This window comes from Roseateles sp. GW821-FHT09G03 (assembly GCF_059416045.1).
Genome location: NZ_JBWKOK010000005.1, coordinates 35226 through 52357, shown reverse-complemented (window position 1 = coordinate 52357; position 17132 = coordinate 35226). Strand labels below are relative to the sequence as shown.

Sequence of the window (17132 nt, the reverse complement as noted above, 5' to 3'; positions counted from 1 at the left end):
ATGAATTCATGACGCGATGAACCGTGTCTCATCACCAGAGGATCGCAAGCGATGTCAGACCTGAAGATTCGACTTGACCGGACGGCCAAGCTCTCCTTGTCGGAGCAGATTCGCTTGAGCATCTGCAGGGGGATCGAATCGGGCCTGCTGGCGGAGGGAGCTCGACTCCCCTCGTGGCAAGACCTTGCAGCTCAGCTCGGTGTCGCGCGCGGAACAGTGCAGGCCGCATATGAACGCTTGGCTGATGCACAGCTGATCGAGAGCAACCGGGCACGCGGTACACGTGTCGCCCCGCAGTTGCGCATGAAGTTGAAGCGACCCGGCGCACCTTCTGTCGGCCAGTTCATGAGGTCCTATGGTGAGATGCACGCCGGTCCTTCGGTCTTTCAGCTCGGCGTTCCGGCTCACGAAGGGTTTCCGGAGAAGCTGTTCACTCGCGCTCGCTCATCCAACCTTCTGAAGGCCAGCGGTCTTTCGTCGTACCTCTATCCAGACCCCAGGGGGGAGCTTGAGCTGCGCAAGGAGATCGCCAGCTATCTCGCCATCGCAAGAAACCTGCAGTGCTTTCCCGAGCAGGTTTTCATCACCGCTGGCTATGCGGCTGGCTTCGGCATCGCATTGCGGGTCCTGGGCTTGGAGAGAAGGAGGGCATGGATCGAGGAGCCCGGCTTCATGGTGACTCGCAGGGGCTTGGAGCTCGCCGGCCTGGAACCCGTGCCGGTGCCAGTGGATTCCGAAGGCATCGATGTGGAGTACGGAATCGAAAACGCCGCAGACGCAGCGCTGGCTGTGGTGACCCCTGGTCAACAGGCGCCACTGGGCACCACGCTGTCTCTGAGACGGCGGCTGAAACTTCTGGAATGGGCTGCGACTCGTGATGCGTGGATCATCGAAGACGACTACCTGAGCGAGCTCCAGCTCGCGGGCAGATCCGCCCCGGCCCTCGCGTCATTGGACGAAGGACGTCGGGTCATTCACATTGGCACGTTCAGCAAGACGATCAGTCCGGCCTTGCGAATCGGATTCATCGTCGTTCCAGACGAATTGACCAACGCTTTCGCGGAAGTTGTCGCCACACTGGCGCCAGCACCATCTCCCGTGGTTCAGCTCGCTACGGCTCAGTTCATGGCGGATGGCCACTATGTCCGTCGAGTTCGCCGTTTGAAGCGGCTCTACTCGACCCAGCGGGATGCCCTGTGTGCAGAGTTGCAGAAGCGAGATGAAGAGTGGCTGGGGGCCGGCCTGGCAGTGCTGCTCAGACTGCCTGATGGCGCGCCAGACAAGCAGATCGCTCGTGAGGCCGCAGCGCTCGGCATGGGGCCCTCACCGCTGTCGATGTGGTACGCCACGCCATCCAGGGCTTTGCCCGGTCTTCTTCTGGGTGTCGCTACTGCACCGGAGTCGAAGATCGCCTCGTCGTGCCGCAGGTTGTTCGAGATCATCGGCAGATATCGCCAGCTTGGTCGAGAGACCTGATGCGGCGTAGGTCACCGGGCGACCTGATCTTGTCCAGTGATCGGCCGAGCCTCAACGAAGATCACTGGGGAGGCGACTCCTTTCGACCCGTTGCGGCAATTGCCAACGGCGTCCTCGCGGCGTCGAAACGGTCGTTCAACGTTCGAGGTGAGGCGGGACCGACGGCGAGACGGCCTACCCGCCGGAAGGATGATACGCACCACCTGGAGGCGAGCAGGCCGGCTTGCTGTTGGGTCTTGCTTCGATCGATGGGTTAGGTTTCACCGCTTGGTGTAAGCGTCGAGGACTTTGCGAACATCAGCTTCAGTGGTTGAAAGCCCTACCTTGGCAATATGACTGGCGAATTGCTTCTCTTGGTGGACAAACTCTTTGGAGAGATCACTGATACGTGTTAGTAGCTTGAAAACGAAGACGGAGACAGCTGAGGCGCTCCCTCCGACGAAAACTGGAAGCGATTTGGCAAAAATTGCAATATTGTGATCGGAGCGGAGCTGCTCGGCAGCCACCAAGAGCCCATACCCGGCTATAGCGGCCAGCGAAAGTGCCATTACGGCGAGGACTCCGATTTGTGGAATCGAGGTGTAGCGGTTTGCCGAACGATTCTTGCGCATTTCAAGGCAGAGCGCTGCCTTCTGAGATTCGAGGTCGCTCATTGCTTATCCCCCATTGCAGCGCGTACTTCGCTAGCACGGGGGTCGATGGCGTACAGCACCGAGAGCTCTCGCCGTCGAAGTAAATCAAGCGTCTCCTTCAGCGTATCAAGCTTCCGACTCTCGGACTCATCAGGATCAGCGCCCATAGTACGGAGGCGCAGGATCTGCTCCATTAGTTCGTTTCGGCTAGTTCGATACAGTTGCCAACGAGATCCATCATCGAAAAGCTGAGTCAAGGTCGAGATGAGCAAAGCCATCACCGACAGGACTATCGATGCCAGGGTGAGAACTTCATTGCCCATTCTCCAATCGACAATTAGGAGGATGGGGAGTGTGGCGAGAGTGACTGTCTGAAGACTTCGTAGAAGCAGGCCTCGCCTCCGCGCCCGAAATGCCTGTTGATCGAAGTACTCAAGCTGCTCGTAGAGCTGGCGCTGAAGCATGTCGAGGGAAGCATCTAGCGCATTCGTTCTTTCGCTCGGCATACAGTTCTTTCCGTTTGCGTTAGTAGGAGCCGGGCAGTCGGTCCCTGTGAAGCCTAACTATTGGTTTATCCAGCAGTTCGTGTCGCATAACTCCACCGACAGCTGCTTGACCAAGCTTGCATGAATTGCCAAAAGGCGTTGTTGGGCATGGGAAATTTGCCCGGCAGGCAAGGTGTGGTCGATCATTAAATTGATGTGGGAAGCGGCGCGACTTTGCCAGCCGCGGGAAGCCGGTGCAACGGAGGAAAACGCTCCATAGCAGCCTGACAAGCACTCCCGTCTCGGCCGGCCATGTTGACCTCCGCATACCAGCCGTCCACGGGTGGCCGCTTCTGGCCGGGAGCTGACCGTCGAGTTGCCCAGTCTAGTGCCCGCTCCCGCTGGCGGATTCAACTGGTCGATGCAACACACTGATAGCCGCGCATGCGGCAGGAGTATTGCAAATGAAGCGACGGCCACGGCTCTACTACTCCGACAGTCAGAAGGCGCTGATGTGGGAGTGCTGGAAGCATGGTTGGACCTTGCATGAGATCGGCAAGCTCTTTGACCGGCCGCACTGCCGATCAGGTCATCGAGGAGGTCGACCCTGCGAAGGAGCCGAGCGTCCGGACGATCTGATGCGGGTGCTGGACGTTCAGTGGCATTCGCCGCGCCGCGGTCCTCCACACTGGGCCATCGACAACTTCCCCGATGGGGCCCCCATGAAGATCGCCGTGTTCGACACCTACGTCACCCGTCCCGACGGCCGCCTGATGCATTTCGACATCCTCGTGCCGGACGCGTCCCGCGCGCAGGATCAGGTGCTGGCCTTCGGCCGCAAGTACCTCGCCGCCAAGGGCCTGCCGGCGCATCAGCTGTCGGCCGAGGAGTGCCGCTTCTGCCACATGGAGATCGCGCCGGAGCCGGTCATCGAAGAGGTCGCGCGCGAAGGCTTCGCGATCATCGAGTTGGCGAACTGCGAGTGAGACGGGCGCACGGGCGTCGGCCGGGTTCGTTCATGATTAGGTCTGCAGGGAACCGCATACTTCGCTCCATGCGAAATCAGCTCCTCATCCTGGCCGTCGTCCTGGCGCCATCGGCGTGGGCAGCACCCATCGGCTCTGCCTCGACAGCCTGCGGGTCAGTGAAGGCCGCACTGGGCCCAGAAACAAGATGCCCTGACGAATATCGGTGCGAGGTCGTCGACAACGACGACAGGAAGTACTTCGTGGTTCGCGTCAGATCCCGCTGCCCAGCACCTCCTGATGCGGGACCTGACTGGGTCGGCAGCAGCCTTGTCGGGTACTACGGCGTTCGCAAACGCGATGGCGTGGTCGTGGAGTGGAACGAAGCCGAGGGCATCGCCGGGCCGCCACTGACGGGCAAACCAAAGATCCCTCCGCGCTGAACGACAGCGGGCCCTCGTGGGCGTCGCCTTTTGGCCGAGGCCGTGAGAAAACCCTCCCCCCTAACGCACATCTTGACTCAATTCGATGATTGGCTAATTATCAGGCCATGAGTCAAGTGTTCCGTGCCTTGTCAGACCCGACGCGCAGGCAAGTGCTGCAGCTGCTGCGGCAAGGTCCCATGAGCGCAGGAGAGCTGTGCGAGCACTTCAGCGTCTCGAAGCCAACGATGTCCGCTCACTTCTCGGTGCTGAAGGACGCGGACCTTGTTCATGCGGAGAAGCTCGGCAAGTCCGTCATCTATCACCTGAAGCTGACGGTCTTGGAGGACGCGCTGTTGGGCTTCGTCCGTTCGTTCGACCTTGGCAAGCAAGCATCGAAATCGCGCAAGGAGAGAATCTCATGAACAAGGACGTCGTCGGCAGCTTCGCATGGGGCTTGGGCATCCTGCTGCTCGCGCTGGTCTGCAGGCAACTCCGGATGATGGAGTACATGGACGCGGAGACGGTGACGCGGGTCGTCATCGGCGCAACGGGTTTGATGGTTGCCTGGTTCGGGAACCGCTTGCCAAAAGCCTTCGTTCCAGACCTTCGTGCCAGGCAAGCGCGTCGCGTCGGTGGCTGGTCGCTGTTCATCAGCGGCGTCGTTTACGCGGCTCTGTGGGCATTCGCGCCGATTGCCTTGGCAGTGTGGCTCGGGAGTGCCGCAGTGCTGACGGGCATCGTGATAACCATGACCTACTGCGTCATGATCTGCAAGCGCGCGAAGGTCAGTCACTGAGTCTCGGGGCCGACGGCGCACCCCGAAGTTCCCTGCTGTTCAGCAGCATTCCGAAGGACCAGTGGAGAAGTCTGCTTTCGCTGCTGGGCAACCGTCGGGTCCAGACTGGAATCGGTCCTCCCCCTTCACGGATTCGCGTACTGCGCCACCCCATTCCCGAACGACCAGTTCTCGCGCTTGACCTCGACCAGGTTGATGAAGACATCCTCGGGCCGGACATCCAGCGGTGCCAGGCGCTCCACGATGGTCTTGTAGAGCGCGCGCTTCTGATCCAGCGTCCGCCCCTCGTTCAGCGTGATCTGGATGTAGATCAGCCGGCTCGAGCGCGGAATGTCCAGATAGCTGGGGTCGAAGACGAAGTGCGTCTCGTCGTGTTCGGTCAGGATCTGGAAGTTGTCCTTGTCCGGGACATTGATCGTCTGGCGCATGGCCTCGTAGACCGCGGCTCCCACCTGGCGGGGATAGCTGGGGTCGGACTGGCGCTGCATGTCGATGCGAACCAAGGGCATGACGGAATCCTTTCGCTCACCGGAATTGGCCCCTCATCCTGTCATGCCCGGGAATGCCTGGTACGCCCAGGGCCAATGCGTGGGGTCAGGTGGTGCGCCAACCCTTGTGGACGTCCGAATGGCCCCGTCGTGCTATTCGGCGGGCAAGCGGGGGAGAGGCGTCACGGCATGGAGGCGCTCGCGGCGGTCTCCGAAGTGCGCGATGACGACATCGACCGCCCGCAGGCCGTTGCGCTGGGCGGCGGCCATGACGGCCAGGACGGCGCCATATTCCGCCCCTTCCCGGGGATCGATCTCGATGTCGGGCCGCGTTTCGACGGCGATGGCGGAGACCGCGCGCAGCCGCGCTTCGAGGGCCGACGGACCCACCAGGATCTCCCCATCCCAGGCCACCACGCCGGTCCGATCGACGGAAATGGTGTGGAAGCGAGGCTCGGCCCCGGGGGCTCTCAGCTCGCAAGGCAGGTCGATGCCGACGACATGAAGCGTCCGGGGGAGGGCACCGATCCACAGGGCGGACAGCGTGAGCATGACGGCGCTCAATGGCGCCGTGCTCAGGGACGTGAGGCGCAGCGGCTCTGCGTGTTCGGATGTGGGCATCGTGGCGATCCTCTCTCAAGTAGGGGCTCACGTGACTGGAGGAGATCCCGGAGAGATCGAGCGCGAAGGCTTCGCGCTCATCGATCGGGGATCACGCCTTTCCTACCCCCGATCTCAGCGAATCGCCGATACCCGCCGCCGCCGAGCGGTCACAGCATCGGGTGTCCCGACGGAGTCGACACCCATGCCCGAAGAGAATCCCTTCCGCCCGTCCGAATACACCGCCGCGTTGCTGCGGCAGTTGCGGCTGATCGGACCCTTCAGCGGCCGCGCGCTGGAAATGGGCACCGGCAGCGGCGTCGTGCTGGCCGCATTGGCGGCGGCCGGCGCGCGCGAGCTGGTCGGCGTCGACATCGAGCCCGAGGCCGTGGCCCACGCTCGCGCGTTGCTGCGGGCGCAGCACATCGTTCATGCGACCGTGCATCACGGCGACCTGTGGGAGCCTGTGCACGGGGAGCGCTTCGACCTGATCGCCTTCAACCCGCCCCAGTTGCCCCTGCAGGACGACTGCGCCGAGGGCGCCCGGCTGCGCAGCTGGAGCGACGGCGGCCGCGAAGGTCGCGAGGTGCTCGACCGCTTCCTCGACGGCCTCGGCGACCACCTGGCGCCGGCGGGCATGGCCGTCCTCACCCACAGCAGCTTTGTCGGGCTGGAGGAGACCACCCGGCGTCTGGCGGCGCAAGGCCTGCGCCTGGATGTTGCGCAGACCGTGTCGGCGCCGGTCCCGGCCTGGAAGGTGCGCCTGCTGCCCCCGCGCTGGCTGGAGAGCCACCGGGGCAGGGCGTTCCATGTCGTCGGCCCCTATGTCTTCTGCGACTTCCATGTCGTCGAGATCCGGCATGCGCTGCCCGACCCCTGCGCGTGATTGGCGGGCAGCGCTCCTGTGCCTTGTCCTGGCGGCGAGCGGCTGGGCGGCGCAGGCTTCGCCCGACGCTTCCCACATCCCGTCAGCGGACGCGGCAGTCGATTGCGACGCCGAGCCCGACGCACTGTCGCGCGTGCGCTGCCGCGGCGAGATCCGCATCGGCGTGCGCGCGTTCTACCCGCCGTTCAGCCAGTCGACGGCGGACGGACCGCGGGGCTTCGAGCCCGCGCTCGCGCGACTGCTGGCGAAGCGGCTAGGCGTCGGCGTGCGCTTCGTCGAGGTGGACGCGGCGAACCGGATGGTGATCCTGGGCGACGGGCGCGTCGACCTGCTCATCGCCACCACCGGCCACACCACGCAGCGCGACGGCCAGGCGCTGTTCGTGCGGCCGCATTACTACGAATCGCATACCGTGGTCGTCGGACTGCGCGGCACAGGACCGCCCGAGTTGCGGACGCTGTCGGCACTGGCGGGACGCACGGTCTGCGTGACCATCGGCAATTCAACCAATGCCGAGCTGGCGGTCAACGGCGCGCGGCTGATGCTCTTCGGCACGCCGCGCGCGCTGGTGGAGCAGCTGCAGGCGGGCACCTGTCCGCTGGTCGCGCATGACGACAGTCTGCTGCTGCCGCTGCTGCCGGCGAGTTATGAAGTGAAGCTGTCCTTCGCGCCCCTGCCGTGGGGTGTGGTCGCGCGCCGCGACGGCGCGCCATTGGCATCGCTGCTGGCTCGTGAACTCCGCCAGTTGCACGCCGACGGCACCTTGCTGCGCCTGGCGCATGAGTACGGCGTCCCGGAGCCCTGGCTGGAAGAACAGCGGCAGCGCTGGTCCTCGCCGCCCTGCAATGAACCTATGGCGCCCTCGGCGCTCGAGCCGGAGCGCTGCCTCGACCCGCCGCGCGACAACCACCTGGCGCCGACGCCGATCGCCGACGCCGTCGAACGGCTGGAGCTCTGGCTGCAGGGGCACTGGGGGCTGGAGGTGACGCTGGCCATGCTCAAGACTCGGGTGGCGCTGGGCCTGTTCCTGGAGGGCGTCGGCTACTCCGTCGTGCTGGTCGTCGGCGCGGTGTTGTCCACGGTGCTGCTGGCGCTGGGCTTCGGTGCCGGCCTGACGGCGCGCTCCCGCGCGCTGCGCTGGCCGCTGCGCGGCGTGCTGCTGACGACCCAGTCCACGCCGATGGTGTTGATGATGACCGCCGCCGGCCTGCTGCTCAGCGGTGCCGGCCAGTCCACGCCGGCGATGGCCTCGCTGGTGGCGGTCGTCGTGCTCGGCCTGTTCAACGGCAGCAACGCCGGACAGGCCGTGGCCGAGGCCCGACTGGCCCTGCGCGACGAGGGCCGCGGCGCCGGGCTGCGCGCTGCGGCGCTGAGGGCGCGGGCACAGATCTCGGCCTTCGCGGTCAATGCGACGCGCGGCACGCCGGTGGCATCGCTGATCGGCGTGCCGGAGCTGCTCGCGGCGCAGACAGACATCGCGTCCTTCTCCGCCCGGTCGACGACGACCTTCGCGCTGCTCCTTGTGTTCTACATGGCGTTGGTGTCGCTGGTCGTGGCGCTGCTCCACCGCGTGGAGTCGCGGCTGCAGCCGGCGCCGATCGTGCCGGGGCCGGCACAGCCGCCGGAACGATCGCCGCGCCGATCGCCGCGCCAATCACCGCCATGAGCGCGCCGGACGCCTCGCTGCTCCAGGTGTTGCCGGTGTTCGCGCCGACCTTCGCGCGCGCGCTGGGCACGAACCTGTCGCTCGCCCTGGAGGCGCTCGCGATCGGGCTGCCGGCCGGACTCGCACTCGGCGCGCTGCGACTGCCCCCGACCGGCGGCGAGCCATCGCCGTGGCGGCGGATGAGCGCGCGCGGCGCCGGCACCGTGGTCGCGCTGCTGCGGGCGGCGCCGGCTTTCGTCGTCATGCATGTGCTGCTGCATGCGCTGCCCGCGCGCTGGGCGGTGTCGCCGGGCGGCGCGGTGGCATGGTCGCTGTCGGCCTATGCCGCCGCCTACGTCGCGGACAACCTGCGGGTGGCCGTCCTGGACCGGCGAGCCGGCGCACGCGGTGGTGTGCCGCTGTTCCTCATGGGGCTGGCGCGGGCCTATTTCGTCATGGTGCTGTCCAGCGGCTTCGGCGCCGCCGTCGGCGTGAAGGAGGCGACCGCCGTGACGCTGCGCGCGCTGGAGCGACTGCCCCAGGCCGCCGACCGGCTGTGCCTGATAGCCGCCGTGGTGCTGGTGTTCGTCGCGATTCGCCAGGCGGTGTACGCGATGATCCTGGCCGCGCAACGGCGCGTGGAGCGCCGCTCCGGCTAGGCGCCGCCGATCGGCAGGAGTCCCGTGCTCACCCCGCCGACATGTGCGGCCGCAAACGCTCCAGCCGGTCGCGCGCGATCTGCTCCTGACCCTGGCGCAGGATCACCGGCTCGACCATCCGGAACAGCAGCCGGCCTCCCCAGCCGGGGCGGCTGCCGCGATCGACACGCCGCTGCAGCCAGCCCAGCCACCGCAGCGCGATGCCCAGCAACGCCGCTTCGATGAAGCCGGTCAGCGAGGTCAGCGTGCCGAAGGCCGACACCACCGCCACCAGGACCAGCACCGGTCCCCAGTAGGCATCGACGACACCGGCCACGGCCGCCGGCAGGTGCTCGTACAGCCAGGGTGTGCCGCTCTTGGCCCATTCCAGCGCCAGCGGATGCACGGGCAAAGCGGCGCCGGTCTGGCGCGGGTAGTCGCCCGGGTCGGACACCAGCGTCTGGCCCTTGTGCACTTCGTCCATCGCCTGCAGCAGCGCGTAGAGCACGGCAGGGTGGATGTCCTCGCGGACGACGACGTTGACCGTCGCGCCCACCAGCGACACGTCGCGCGGCGGCAGCGGTCCCTGCAGGTCGAAGGCGCCGCGCACCAGCGTCGCGGGCTTGAGGTAGTCCAGGTTGCGGGCGATGCCCCGGCTGTCGCTCAGGGAGAACATCCGCAGCCCCGGATCGGTCGCGAGCCGCCGCACCATCGCGTTGCCGGGCGCCAGCATGAAGAAGCCGGCCTCGTGCTCGCCGCGCTGCAGCGCGGTGGCGGCGTCGCTCATCTGCTGGAACGAAAAGCTGGCATTGGCCGCGCTGACGCCGTAGCGGGCCAGCACATCGTGGGTGGCCTGCGCGGTCGCGCTGCCCTCGAGCGGCATCACCAGCCGATGGCCCTTCAGATCGGCCAGCGTGGCCGGCTCCGCCAACTCGCGGCGCAGGAACAGGAACAGCGGCTGCAGTTCGACCACGCCCGCCGACTGGACCTGCGGATGCCGTGCCGCATCGACGCGCTGCGCGGTGAAGCCGACGTGCACGCCGGAATCGGAGGTGTCGAGCTTGTCGATGATGCGCAGGCTGTCGTTCTGGTTGCGGACCTCGGCCTGCAGGCCATGCGCGCGCAGATGCTCGGCGTAGCGATGGGCGTGGTTGTCGAACGATCCCCCGGGCGGCCCCGCCTGGATGACGACGCGCTGCGGCGGCAACGCACGTCGGACGCCACCCGACAACGCCCAACACAGCGTCGCCAGCAGGATCAGAACCCAGAGACTCAAGCGCGACATGATCACCTCCCGGACCGCGCCATCGCGGCGCCGTGGCCATGATGAGCGCCAACGCGGCGTCTGGCGCGGCCCGCCGCGCGATCGCGGCATTCCGGAGGCGAAGAATCAGATCGGATCCTAGGCCGGCGCGGCGGACCGTTGCGACGGCGCCGCAAGGCGCAGGCACATCGACGAGTGCGGGCCGCGGCGGTGTTCCCCATGTCTGCATGGCTTCGCGCAGGGAGGAGCGCGACCAGGCAATCCTGCCGATGAAAATCAGAAGATCTCCGATGGACGGCCGTCCTTGCCACGGGATAGCTTGCAGGCACGCGAGCAATTGGAGGCACGGCGTGACCACCACAAGCAAACAGCCCTTGCAGCTTCACCGGGAGCGTGAGACCGCGAAGCAGAAGAACCCCACGGGTCCTCTTCAACGCTGGGTTGATGACTCACCGCGCATGGTTGCGCAGCGTCGGTCCATCCAGTCCGCTTTCGGATCCGCCGTCGTCCAGCGCGTCGTCGCCACGGCCGGCGGCGAGTGGGACACCGAGAAATACGAGGCCTGGGGGCCGAAGCGGCCCGACCCCCTTTCCGACATCGGCTTCGGCGCCGAGATCTCGCTCGTGTTCAAGCCCGGCGCGGGCGCCCCCTTCGGCGCCAAGATCGGCCTGATTCAGACCGTCACCGCGCTGTCCGGCGGCAAGCCCGACCCGACCGGATACGAAGCCGTGCCCCTGAACAAGGAAGGCCGTGCGATCGACCGCGATCGAGGTGAGTCCGGCGCGCGCAACACGAACCCTGTCTACGGCGCGCACAACAGCGCCGACAGCAGCGCCAGCACGCTCACGGACAACTTGTCCAAGAAGGGCGAGAACACCTACGGGATGCGCAATCGCGTCTGGAAGAACATCCCGGCCAGGTTGTGGGACATGCCGAGTTCGGCAGTCAACAGCAAGGAGACCGGCAAGAGCTTCGAGACTGCGGCCGTGGTGCTCGAGGGCCAGCATGCCGGCACTTACCTGGGCACGGTGGCGTGGGGCTACAAGAAGGATGCCGGCGCCAAGGCGCCCGTGCTCGCCCCGACCGCGCTGACGAAAGTCAGCGATGGCAACCCCTCGCCGGAATTCGTCGAGGCCGCCCAGGAGTGGAATACGCAAGGTCGGACTGACGAAGGTGATGCGCTGGTGCCGGTGCCTATCCCGTTGTAGACCGCGGTCCTGGCGGCAGACTTCTTTCCGGCAGGTGTCTTTCTCGCGCTGGCCCTTCGGCCGGCCTCTACTCGCGCTCGATGGGAGAGCCGTCGCTTCTGGTGAAACGACGCCCGGTGCCGTCGTGATGCAGGACCACATCGTGGTCCGGGTAGTGGACCGTGCCTTTGGAGGCTCGGCTACCCACGACGAGGTACACGGCCTCCGCGGCGGAGCGGTTTTCCAGGCAGTGAGCCACCGGTGCCCCCGCGGCCCAGGCGGCCGCGTCCCCGGCCCGCAGCACGGACGCTTCGTCCTCGAGGAGCACCAGCTCGCCGGAGAGCACGTACACGAATTCATCTTCCGTTTCGTGCCAGTGCCGATGCGAGGAGCGGGAGCCCGGCGGAAGGCGTTCGAGGCGCGCGCCGAACTGCGTCAGGCCTGCTTGATCACCGAGGACAAGCTCGGCGTAAGGGCCGTCGTTCTGTCCGGAGAGGCGGTTGACGACACCGGGGTGGTCGGTCCAGAGGGCGGTATTGAGCTTTGGCATGGCGACGGCTCGGTGATGCGCGGAGGCGATTGAATCTGCTCAGTGTCGCCTGTGCGTGCGCGCTCGTCCTCATCCACCGCGATCACCTGCTCGGCGGCTCGCAGGTAGGCCAGCGCCGCGGCGGGATCGCGCGAGCCCCGCGCGACTTCTTCCAGCGACCCGGAGCGTCGCAGCGCCTTGTTGAGCTCGGGCACCTCATCGCCGAGCGCGCGAGCCGCTTCGAGCGCACTCATCAGATCGAGCAGACCGCCGCGCTTCGGGCGCGAGACGTCGGGGCACAGCCGTTGCACCAGCGCCGGCTGCGTGCGCAACGCGTCGGCCAACGCGATGGCCTCGCGGTCGCGCAACGGCGCGAGATGACCGGTGCCGTGCAGGATCATCGGTGCCATCGCGCGCAGGAAGCGCGAGGGGAGGTTGGCGTAGAGCTCGCGCAGCAGCGTCGCGGCCTCGTGCAACTGCAGACGGATCGCGGCGCGCGCGACAGGCAGCGTCGCCGGGTCGTTCTCGATCTGGTAGCGCCACACGCAGGCGGCCGCGAGGTAGAGCGCCGCCAGCACATCACCCAGTCTCGCGGACAGCAGCTCCATGCGCTTGAGCTTGCCGCCCAGCAGTCCCATGGCGAGGTCGGCGGTGAGCGCGTAGCGGGCCGACAGCGACGCGATCAGCGTCGCCTCGGCGCGCAGGTCGGCCGGCGGCTTCCCGCGCAGCGGCGCGTGCGCGAGGCTGCGCCAGAGGTTGCGCATCACATGGCCGATGTGGCCGGCGAGGGCGCGGCCCAGCCGCTCGTCGTCCTTGGACTGCACCGCCGACATCTCCTCCAGCACGAAGGGATGGCAGCGCGTGGCGCCCTGGCCGAAGATGATCAGCGCGCGCGACAGCAGGTTGGCGCCTTCCACCGTGATCGCGATGGGCGCATGGCGGTAGGCCACGCCCAGCAGGTTGCGCGGCCCGGAGATGATGCCCTTGCCGCCGAGCACGTCCATGCCGTCGTTGACCGCGCGGCGACCCGCTTCGGTGAGTTGCACCTTGAGGATGGCGCTGGCGACGCTGGGCTGCTCGCCCGCATCGAGCGCTGCCGCCGTGTAGCGGCGCGCGGCATCGGTGGCGTAGAGCCGCGCGGCCATCTGCGCGGTGATGCCGGCGATCGCATGGAAACGTCCGATGGGCAGGCCGAACTGCTCGCGCACCTGACCGTAGCCGTTGACCACGAACAGCGCCGTCTGCTGCATCGCCGCGCCCAGCGCCGGCAGCGAGATCGCTCGGCCCGCGGCCAGACATTCCATCAGCATGCGCCAGCCCTGGCCGACGCGCTCCTCGCCGCCGATCACCCAGTCCATGGGCACGAAGACGTCCTCGCCGCGGATCGGGCCGTTCATGAAGGCCGAGTCCATCGGCCGGTGGCGGTGGCCGATCTCCATGCCGGGCGTGGGCACGGGCAGCAGCGCGCAGGTGATGCCGAGCGCCTGCTCGCCTTCGGGCCGCGAAGGATCCACGGCTTGGAAGGCCAGGCCCACCACGCTCGCCACCGGCGCGAGCGTGATGTAGCGCTTGTCGAAGCGCACGCTGAAGCCTCGCACCGTGCGGCCGTCGATGACGCGCTCGGTGAGCACGCCGCGGTCGGGAATGGAAGCCGCGTCCGACCCCGCATGGGGCGAGGTGAGCCCGAAGCAGGGCAGCTCGCGCCCGTCGGCCAGGCGCGGCAGGTAGTGCTGCTGCTGGGCGGGCGTGCCGTAGCGCAGGAGCAGCTCGGCGGGGCCGAGCGAATTGGGCACCATCACCGTCACCGCGCAGGCGGTGTTGACGGTGGCGATGCGGGTCACCACCTCGGCGTGCGCGTAGTGGCCGAAGCCCAGCCCGCCGTACTCCTTCGGAATGATCATCCCGAAGAAGCGGTGCTCGCGCAGGTACTGCCAGACCTCGGGCGGCAGATCGCCGGCCGCGTCGATGGCGTGGTCGTCGAGCATCGCGATGAGCGTGGTCACCTCGTGGTCGAGGAAGCGGCGTTCCTCGTCGGTGAGGCGATTCGGGCCCTTCGCGATCAGCGCGTCGAAATCGGGCTGACCGGCGAACAGCTGGCCCTCGAAGCCGACGGTGCCGGCCTCGAGCGCGGCCCGTTCCGTGTCGCCCATCGCGGGCAAGGCCTTGGAGAAGGGCGTCATCGCCAGGCGCCCGAGGAGTCGGTGAAATCCCATGCACCCAGCCTAGGTCGGCACGCCCTTCGATGAGGTCAGTCTGGAACGCACTTGCGCGTAGGACTCGAGGACGCCGGCCATCACCCCGCCTTCTCCCGCAAGCGGGAGAGGGGGCAGGAAGCTCAGCACTCGACAGCGCCCCCTCAGCGCCTTGGCGCGCGCTCAGCGCTTCGCCTTGCCCTTCTGGATGTCCATCTTGCTGTCCGGGTCCAGCGTGCGCACGAGATAGCGCGTGCGCGCGTCGAAGGATCCACGGGCGATGACGACGCCGGGGTTCTCCGCGTGATAGACCGCCGCTTCGAGGATGACCGGGTCCTTTGACGGCGCGATCAGCCAGCCGCCCGGCTCCACCTTGGGCAGGGGCGAGCAGGGGAGCGGTCCGGTGTGTTCCGCGATGCCTTTCTCGGGATACCAGATGACGCACTGGCCTTTCTTGAGCGGCAGCAACGGCGCCGGGATGCGGTTCTTGGCCGTCACGTTGAAGTAGGAGTTGTCCTGCCCGGGCGCGGCACGGCCGACGTCGCGTTCAGGATCGGAGGCCTTGCCGACGGACTGGGCCGCGGCACCGATGCCGGTCACTAGGGCGGCGGCGCCGACGAGGGCGGCGGTGAGGTGTCTAAGCGTCATGAAGAGCTCCTGTTGTGGTGTCGGCCTCCTCCAGAGGCCCTCGCCGACAACAGGCAACCAGCATGCCGACGTCAGGCGGCCCAGGCCCGGGATCAACCCGCCCTGGCGCGCAGGTCGTCCCGACCTATCATGCTCCGCGCGTGACCGGCAGGGAGTGGACAGCCGGCGCATCCACGACGACTTCCGAGCCGCCCGCCATGACGCCCCTCTCTCCGTCCCACGCTGCCGCGACCTGCCACAACTGCGACCTGTCGCTCCAGCCCGGCGGCAACTTCTGTCCCCATTGCGGCCAGGAGGCGCATCTGCATCCGGCCTCGATGCGGGAGTTCATCCACGAGTTCATCGGCCACTACGTCGCGCTCGAAGGCCCGTTGTGGCGCACGCTGTGGGCGATGCTGTTCCTGCCGGGACGTCTCACGCGCGAGTACTTCATCGGCCGGCGCCGGCGTTATGTCCAGCCGCTGCGCCTCTACCTGAGCCTCAGCTTCGTGTTCTTCATCGCCGTGCATCTGCTGCCCGGCGATCACCTCACCGTCCAGCGCGACGACCGCGCCATCGCGCAGGCACGCCAGGGCAGTTGCTCCAGCCCGGGCAGCACCTGCACCGGCTGGCAGCGGCGCCTGGACGCCGTCGGCGAGCGCCTGGCCAGCGGCTCCGCCGCGCAGGTGCAGAAGCGCATGGACAAGCTCGCCCCCTACGCGATGCTGATGATGCAGCCGGTCTTCGCGGGTCTGCTGGCGCTGGTGTTCCTGCGGCGACGGATGAAGTACGCCGAGCATTTCGTCTTCGCGCTGCACCTGCATGCTTGCTGGTTCGCCGCCTATCTGCTGGCGATCGTGGTGCCGTCGCTGTCGACGGTCATCGCGGCGCTGGTCCTGCTGCACGGCGTGATCGCGCTGCGGACCGTCTACGGCACGGGCTGGTGGGGCGGGATCTGGCGCGGCGGGGTGCTCGCGGCGCTCTATCTGCCGCTGCTGCTGGCGGGCGTCGTCGCGCTGGTGGTCGGGGCGGCGCTGCTGGGTTGAGCGCGACTCGGCGAGCCGTTCGACGCCCCCTCAAGCCTGTGGCTTCTGCTCCATCCAGCCGAGCAGCGAATCGAGGGCCGGGCAGAGCGCCTGGCCCCACGTCGTCATCGCGTACTCCACCCGGGGCGGTTTTTCCGCATGCACGATGCGATGGATCAGGCCGTCCGCCTCCAGGTCACGCAGTTGCTGGGTCAGCACCTTCGGCGAGATGCCCGTGACCGCGCGTTCAAGCTCGGAGAAACGCCGCACCTGACCGCCGAAGAGGTTGAAGAGGATCAGCAGCTTCCAACGCCCGTCCAGCAGCGACCAGGCGGACTCGAGGCCGATGGCGGCGCTCAGTGCGGTGTAGCTGGGGCGTTCGGTCATGGCGGCACTTACTTTCCGGTGCGTGCTTGTCGGGCCGGGCAGGGCTCTTGAAGATGAAGCACTCGCGGGCAAGGCCCGCTGTTGTCAGAACAGGAGTGTCGATTGTCTTCAAGTACTGGAATCCGTTCCCGCCGTGCGCTCGTGACCGGAGGGACGAAAGGGGTCGGACGTGCCGTGGTCGAGAGGCTGCTCGCGTCGGGTTTCGAGGTGCTGACCACCGCCCGCCATCGTCCCGACGATGCCCAGGACGCCCGTTTCGTCGAGGCCGACGTGGCGACCCCCGACGGCGTCCGTGCCGTGGCGGAGGCGGTCCTGCGGCAGTGGGGCGGCGTCGATGTGATCGTCCATGTGGTCGGCGGCTCCGCGGCGCCGGCGGGCGGGTTCGCCGTGCTCGACGACGATGAATGGCAGCGCGAGTTGAATCTCAACCTGCTGTCGGCCGTCCGTCTCGACCGCGCCCTGCTGCCAAGCATGCTCGCACGGGGATCGGGCGTGGTCGTGCACGTCACCTCCATCCAGAGCGTGCTGCCGCTGCCGGAGGCCACCATGGCCTATGCCGCGGCCAAGGCGGGGCTTTCCAACTACAGCAAGGCCTTGTCGAAGGAGCTCAGTCCCAAGGGCATCCGCGTCGTGCGCGTCTCTCCCGGCTGGACCGAGACCGAGGCAGCGGTCGCGCTGATGTCGCGCGTGGCGGAGCAGGCGGGCGGGAGCATCGACGAGGCCCGGCAGACCATCATGGCGTCGCTGGGCGGCATTCCGCTGGGGCGTCCCAACGCGCCGCGGGAGGTGGCCGACCTCATCGCCTTCCTCGTCTCGGACCAGGCCGGCGCCATCACGGGCACTGAATTCGTGATCGACGGCGGGACCGTGCCCACCGTGTGATCC

General features: G+C 67.2%; 19 protein-coding genes. 10 read left to right on the top strand and 9 right to left on the bottom strand.

Translation table 11 applies throughout. The features are described from left to right. The first annotated feature begins 51 nt into the window (after positions 1 to 51). Positions 52 to 1476 (top strand): MocR-like pyridoxine biosynthesis transcription factor PdxR, encoded by a 1425-nt coding sequence (gene pdxR, locus AC07OZ_RS18740; RefSeq protein WP_495468599.1) that lies wholly within the window; start codon positions 52 to 54, stop codon positions 1474 to 1476. 260 nt (positions 1477 to 1736) lie between these two features. On the opposite strand, the gene AC07OZ_RS18735 is transcribed toward pdxR, so the two are convergent. Together AC07OZ_RS18735 and AC07OZ_RS18730 are read right to left on the bottom strand one after the other, a co-directional pair. Beyond that, the gene (locus AC07OZ_RS18735; protein WP_495468598.1) at positions 1737 to 2129 is read right to left on the bottom strand and encodes a hypothetical protein; all 393 of its coding nucleotides are present in this window, start codon (positions 2127 to 2129) and stop codon (positions 1737 to 1739) included. After that, positions 2126 to 2572 (bottom strand): DUF4231 domain-containing protein, encoded by a 447-nt coding sequence (locus AC07OZ_RS18730; RefSeq protein WP_495468597.1) that lies wholly within the window; start codon positions 2570 to 2572, stop codon positions 2126 to 2128. Before AC07OZ_RS18730 ends, AC07OZ_RS18735 begins: the two co-directional genes overlap by 4 nt. 743 nt (positions 2573 to 3315) lie before the next feature. On the opposite strand from AC07OZ_RS18730, the gene AC07OZ_RS18725 reads away from it, so the two are divergent. The 3 genes from AC07OZ_RS18725 (at position 3316) to AC07OZ_RS18715 (ending at position 4779) form a co-directional block, all read left to right on the top strand. Then, a complete protein-coding gene (locus AC07OZ_RS18725; RefSeq protein ID WP_495468985.1) occupies positions 3316 to 3579 on the top strand; it encodes a DUF2024 family protein in 264 nt (87 codons plus the stop codon). A 529-nt stretch (positions 3580 to 4108) separates the two neighbouring features. Beyond that, positions 4109 to 4405 (top strand): autorepressor SdpR family transcription factor, encoded by a 297-nt coding sequence (locus AC07OZ_RS18720; RefSeq protein ID WP_495468596.1) that lies wholly within the window; start codon positions 4109 to 4111, stop codon positions 4403 to 4405. Further along, positions 4402 to 4779 (top strand): hypothetical protein, encoded by a 378-nt coding sequence (locus tag AC07OZ_RS18715; RefSeq protein WP_495468595.1) that lies wholly within the window; start codon positions 4402 to 4404, stop codon positions 4777 to 4779. Before AC07OZ_RS18720 ends, AC07OZ_RS18715 begins: the two co-directional genes overlap by 4 nt. 125 nt (positions 4780 to 4904) lie before the next feature. On the opposite strand, the gene AC07OZ_RS18710 is transcribed toward AC07OZ_RS18715, so the two are convergent. Beyond that, on the bottom strand, positions 4905 to 5288 hold the full coding sequence (locus AC07OZ_RS18710; protein WP_495468594.1) for a tautomerase family protein: 384 nt from the start codon (positions 5286 to 5288) through the stop codon (positions 4905 to 4907). A 132-nt stretch (positions 5289 to 5420) separates the two neighbouring features. Continuing rightward, the gene (locus AC07OZ_RS18705; protein WP_495468593.1) at positions 5421 to 5888 is read right to left on the bottom strand and encodes an ExbD/TolR family protein; all 468 of its coding nucleotides are present in this window, start codon (positions 5886 to 5888) and stop codon (positions 5421 to 5423) included. 184 nt (positions 5889 to 6072) lie between these two features. Here AC07OZ_RS18705 and AC07OZ_RS18700 point away from each other — a divergent pair, with 184 nt between their 5' ends. From AC07OZ_RS18700 to AC07OZ_RS18690, 3 genes are read left to right on the top strand one after another with little or no spacing between them, the layout of a single operon-like run. After that, positions 6073 to 6753, top strand: a complete 681-nt coding sequence (locus AC07OZ_RS18700; protein WP_495468592.1) for a HemK2/MTQ2 family protein methyltransferase — start codon at positions 6073 to 6075, stop codon at positions 6751 to 6753. Beyond that, complete coding sequence (locus AC07OZ_RS18695) at positions 6728 to 8419, top strand: transporter substrate-binding domain-containing protein (protein WP_495468591.1); 1692 nt, start codon at positions 6728 to 6730, stop codon at positions 8417 to 8419. Before AC07OZ_RS18700 ends, AC07OZ_RS18695 begins: the two co-directional genes overlap by 26 nt. Then, positions 8416 to 9057 carry a hypothetical protein gene (locus AC07OZ_RS18690; RefSeq protein ID WP_495468590.1) on the top strand — a complete coding sequence of 214 codons (642 nt, stop codon included), beginning with the start codon at positions 8416 to 8418 and terminating at the stop codon, positions 9055 to 9057. The genes AC07OZ_RS18695 and AC07OZ_RS18690 overlap by 4 nt, the downstream gene beginning before the upstream one ends. A 28-nt stretch (positions 9058 to 9085) precedes the next feature. Here AC07OZ_RS18690 and AC07OZ_RS18685 read toward each other — a convergent pair whose 3' ends face one another. Continuing rightward, positions 9086 to 10312, bottom strand: a complete 1227-nt coding sequence (locus AC07OZ_RS18685; protein ID WP_495468589.1) for a TAXI family TRAP transporter solute-binding subunit — start codon at positions 10310 to 10312, stop codon at positions 9086 to 9088. Positions 10313 to 10590: 278 nt separating this feature from the next. On the opposite strand from AC07OZ_RS18685, the gene AC07OZ_RS18680 reads away from it, so the two are divergent. Beyond that, positions 10591 to 11508 carry a hypothetical protein gene (locus AC07OZ_RS18680; protein WP_495468588.1) on the top strand — a complete coding sequence of 306 codons (918 nt, stop codon included), beginning with the start codon at positions 10591 to 10593 and terminating at the stop codon, positions 11506 to 11508. Between the two features lie 67 nt (positions 11509 to 11575). Here the strand turns inward: AC07OZ_RS18680 and AC07OZ_RS18675 are convergent, their stop codons facing one another. The 3 genes from AC07OZ_RS18675 to AC07OZ_RS18665 form a co-directional block, all read right to left on the bottom strand. Further along, positions 11576 to 12037 carry a cupin domain-containing protein gene (locus AC07OZ_RS18675; RefSeq protein WP_495468587.1) on the bottom strand — a complete coding sequence of 154 codons (462 nt, stop codon included), beginning with the start codon at positions 12035 to 12037 and terminating at the stop codon, positions 11576 to 11578. Further along, entirely contained in the window at positions 11923 to 14229 is a 2307-nt protein-coding gene (locus tag AC07OZ_RS18670) for an acyl-CoA dehydrogenase (protein WP_495468586.1), read from the bottom strand. The genes AC07OZ_RS18675 and AC07OZ_RS18670 overlap by 115 nt, the downstream gene beginning before the upstream one ends. 162 nt (positions 14230 to 14391) lie before the next feature. Next, entirely contained in the window at positions 14392 to 14856 is a 465-nt protein-coding gene (locus AC07OZ_RS18665; RefSeq protein ID WP_495468585.1) for a hypothetical protein, read from the bottom strand. Positions 14857 to 15053: 197 nt separating this feature from the next. Here AC07OZ_RS18665 and AC07OZ_RS18660 point away from each other — a divergent pair, with 197 nt between their 5' ends. After that, a complete protein-coding gene (locus AC07OZ_RS18660) occupies positions 15054 to 15881 on the top strand; it encodes a DUF3667 domain-containing protein (protein WP_495468584.1) in 828 nt (275 codons plus the stop codon). A gap of 30 nt (positions 15882 to 15911) precedes the next feature. Here the strand turns inward: AC07OZ_RS18660 and AC07OZ_RS18655 are convergent, their stop codons facing one another. After that, positions 15912 to 16247: a winged helix-turn-helix transcriptional regulator gene (locus tag AC07OZ_RS18655; protein ID WP_495468583.1), complete on the bottom strand. Its 336-nt coding sequence runs from the start codon at positions 16245 to 16247 to the stop codon at positions 15912 to 15914. 102 nt (positions 16248 to 16349) lie between these two features. On the opposite strand from AC07OZ_RS18655, the gene AC07OZ_RS18650 reads away from it, so the two are divergent. Then, positions 16350 to 17129 (top strand): SDR family oxidoreductase, encoded by a 780-nt coding sequence (locus tag AC07OZ_RS18650; RefSeq protein WP_495468582.1) that lies wholly within the window; start codon positions 16350 to 16352, stop codon positions 17127 to 17129. Positions 17130 to 17132: the final 3 nt, after the last annotated feature.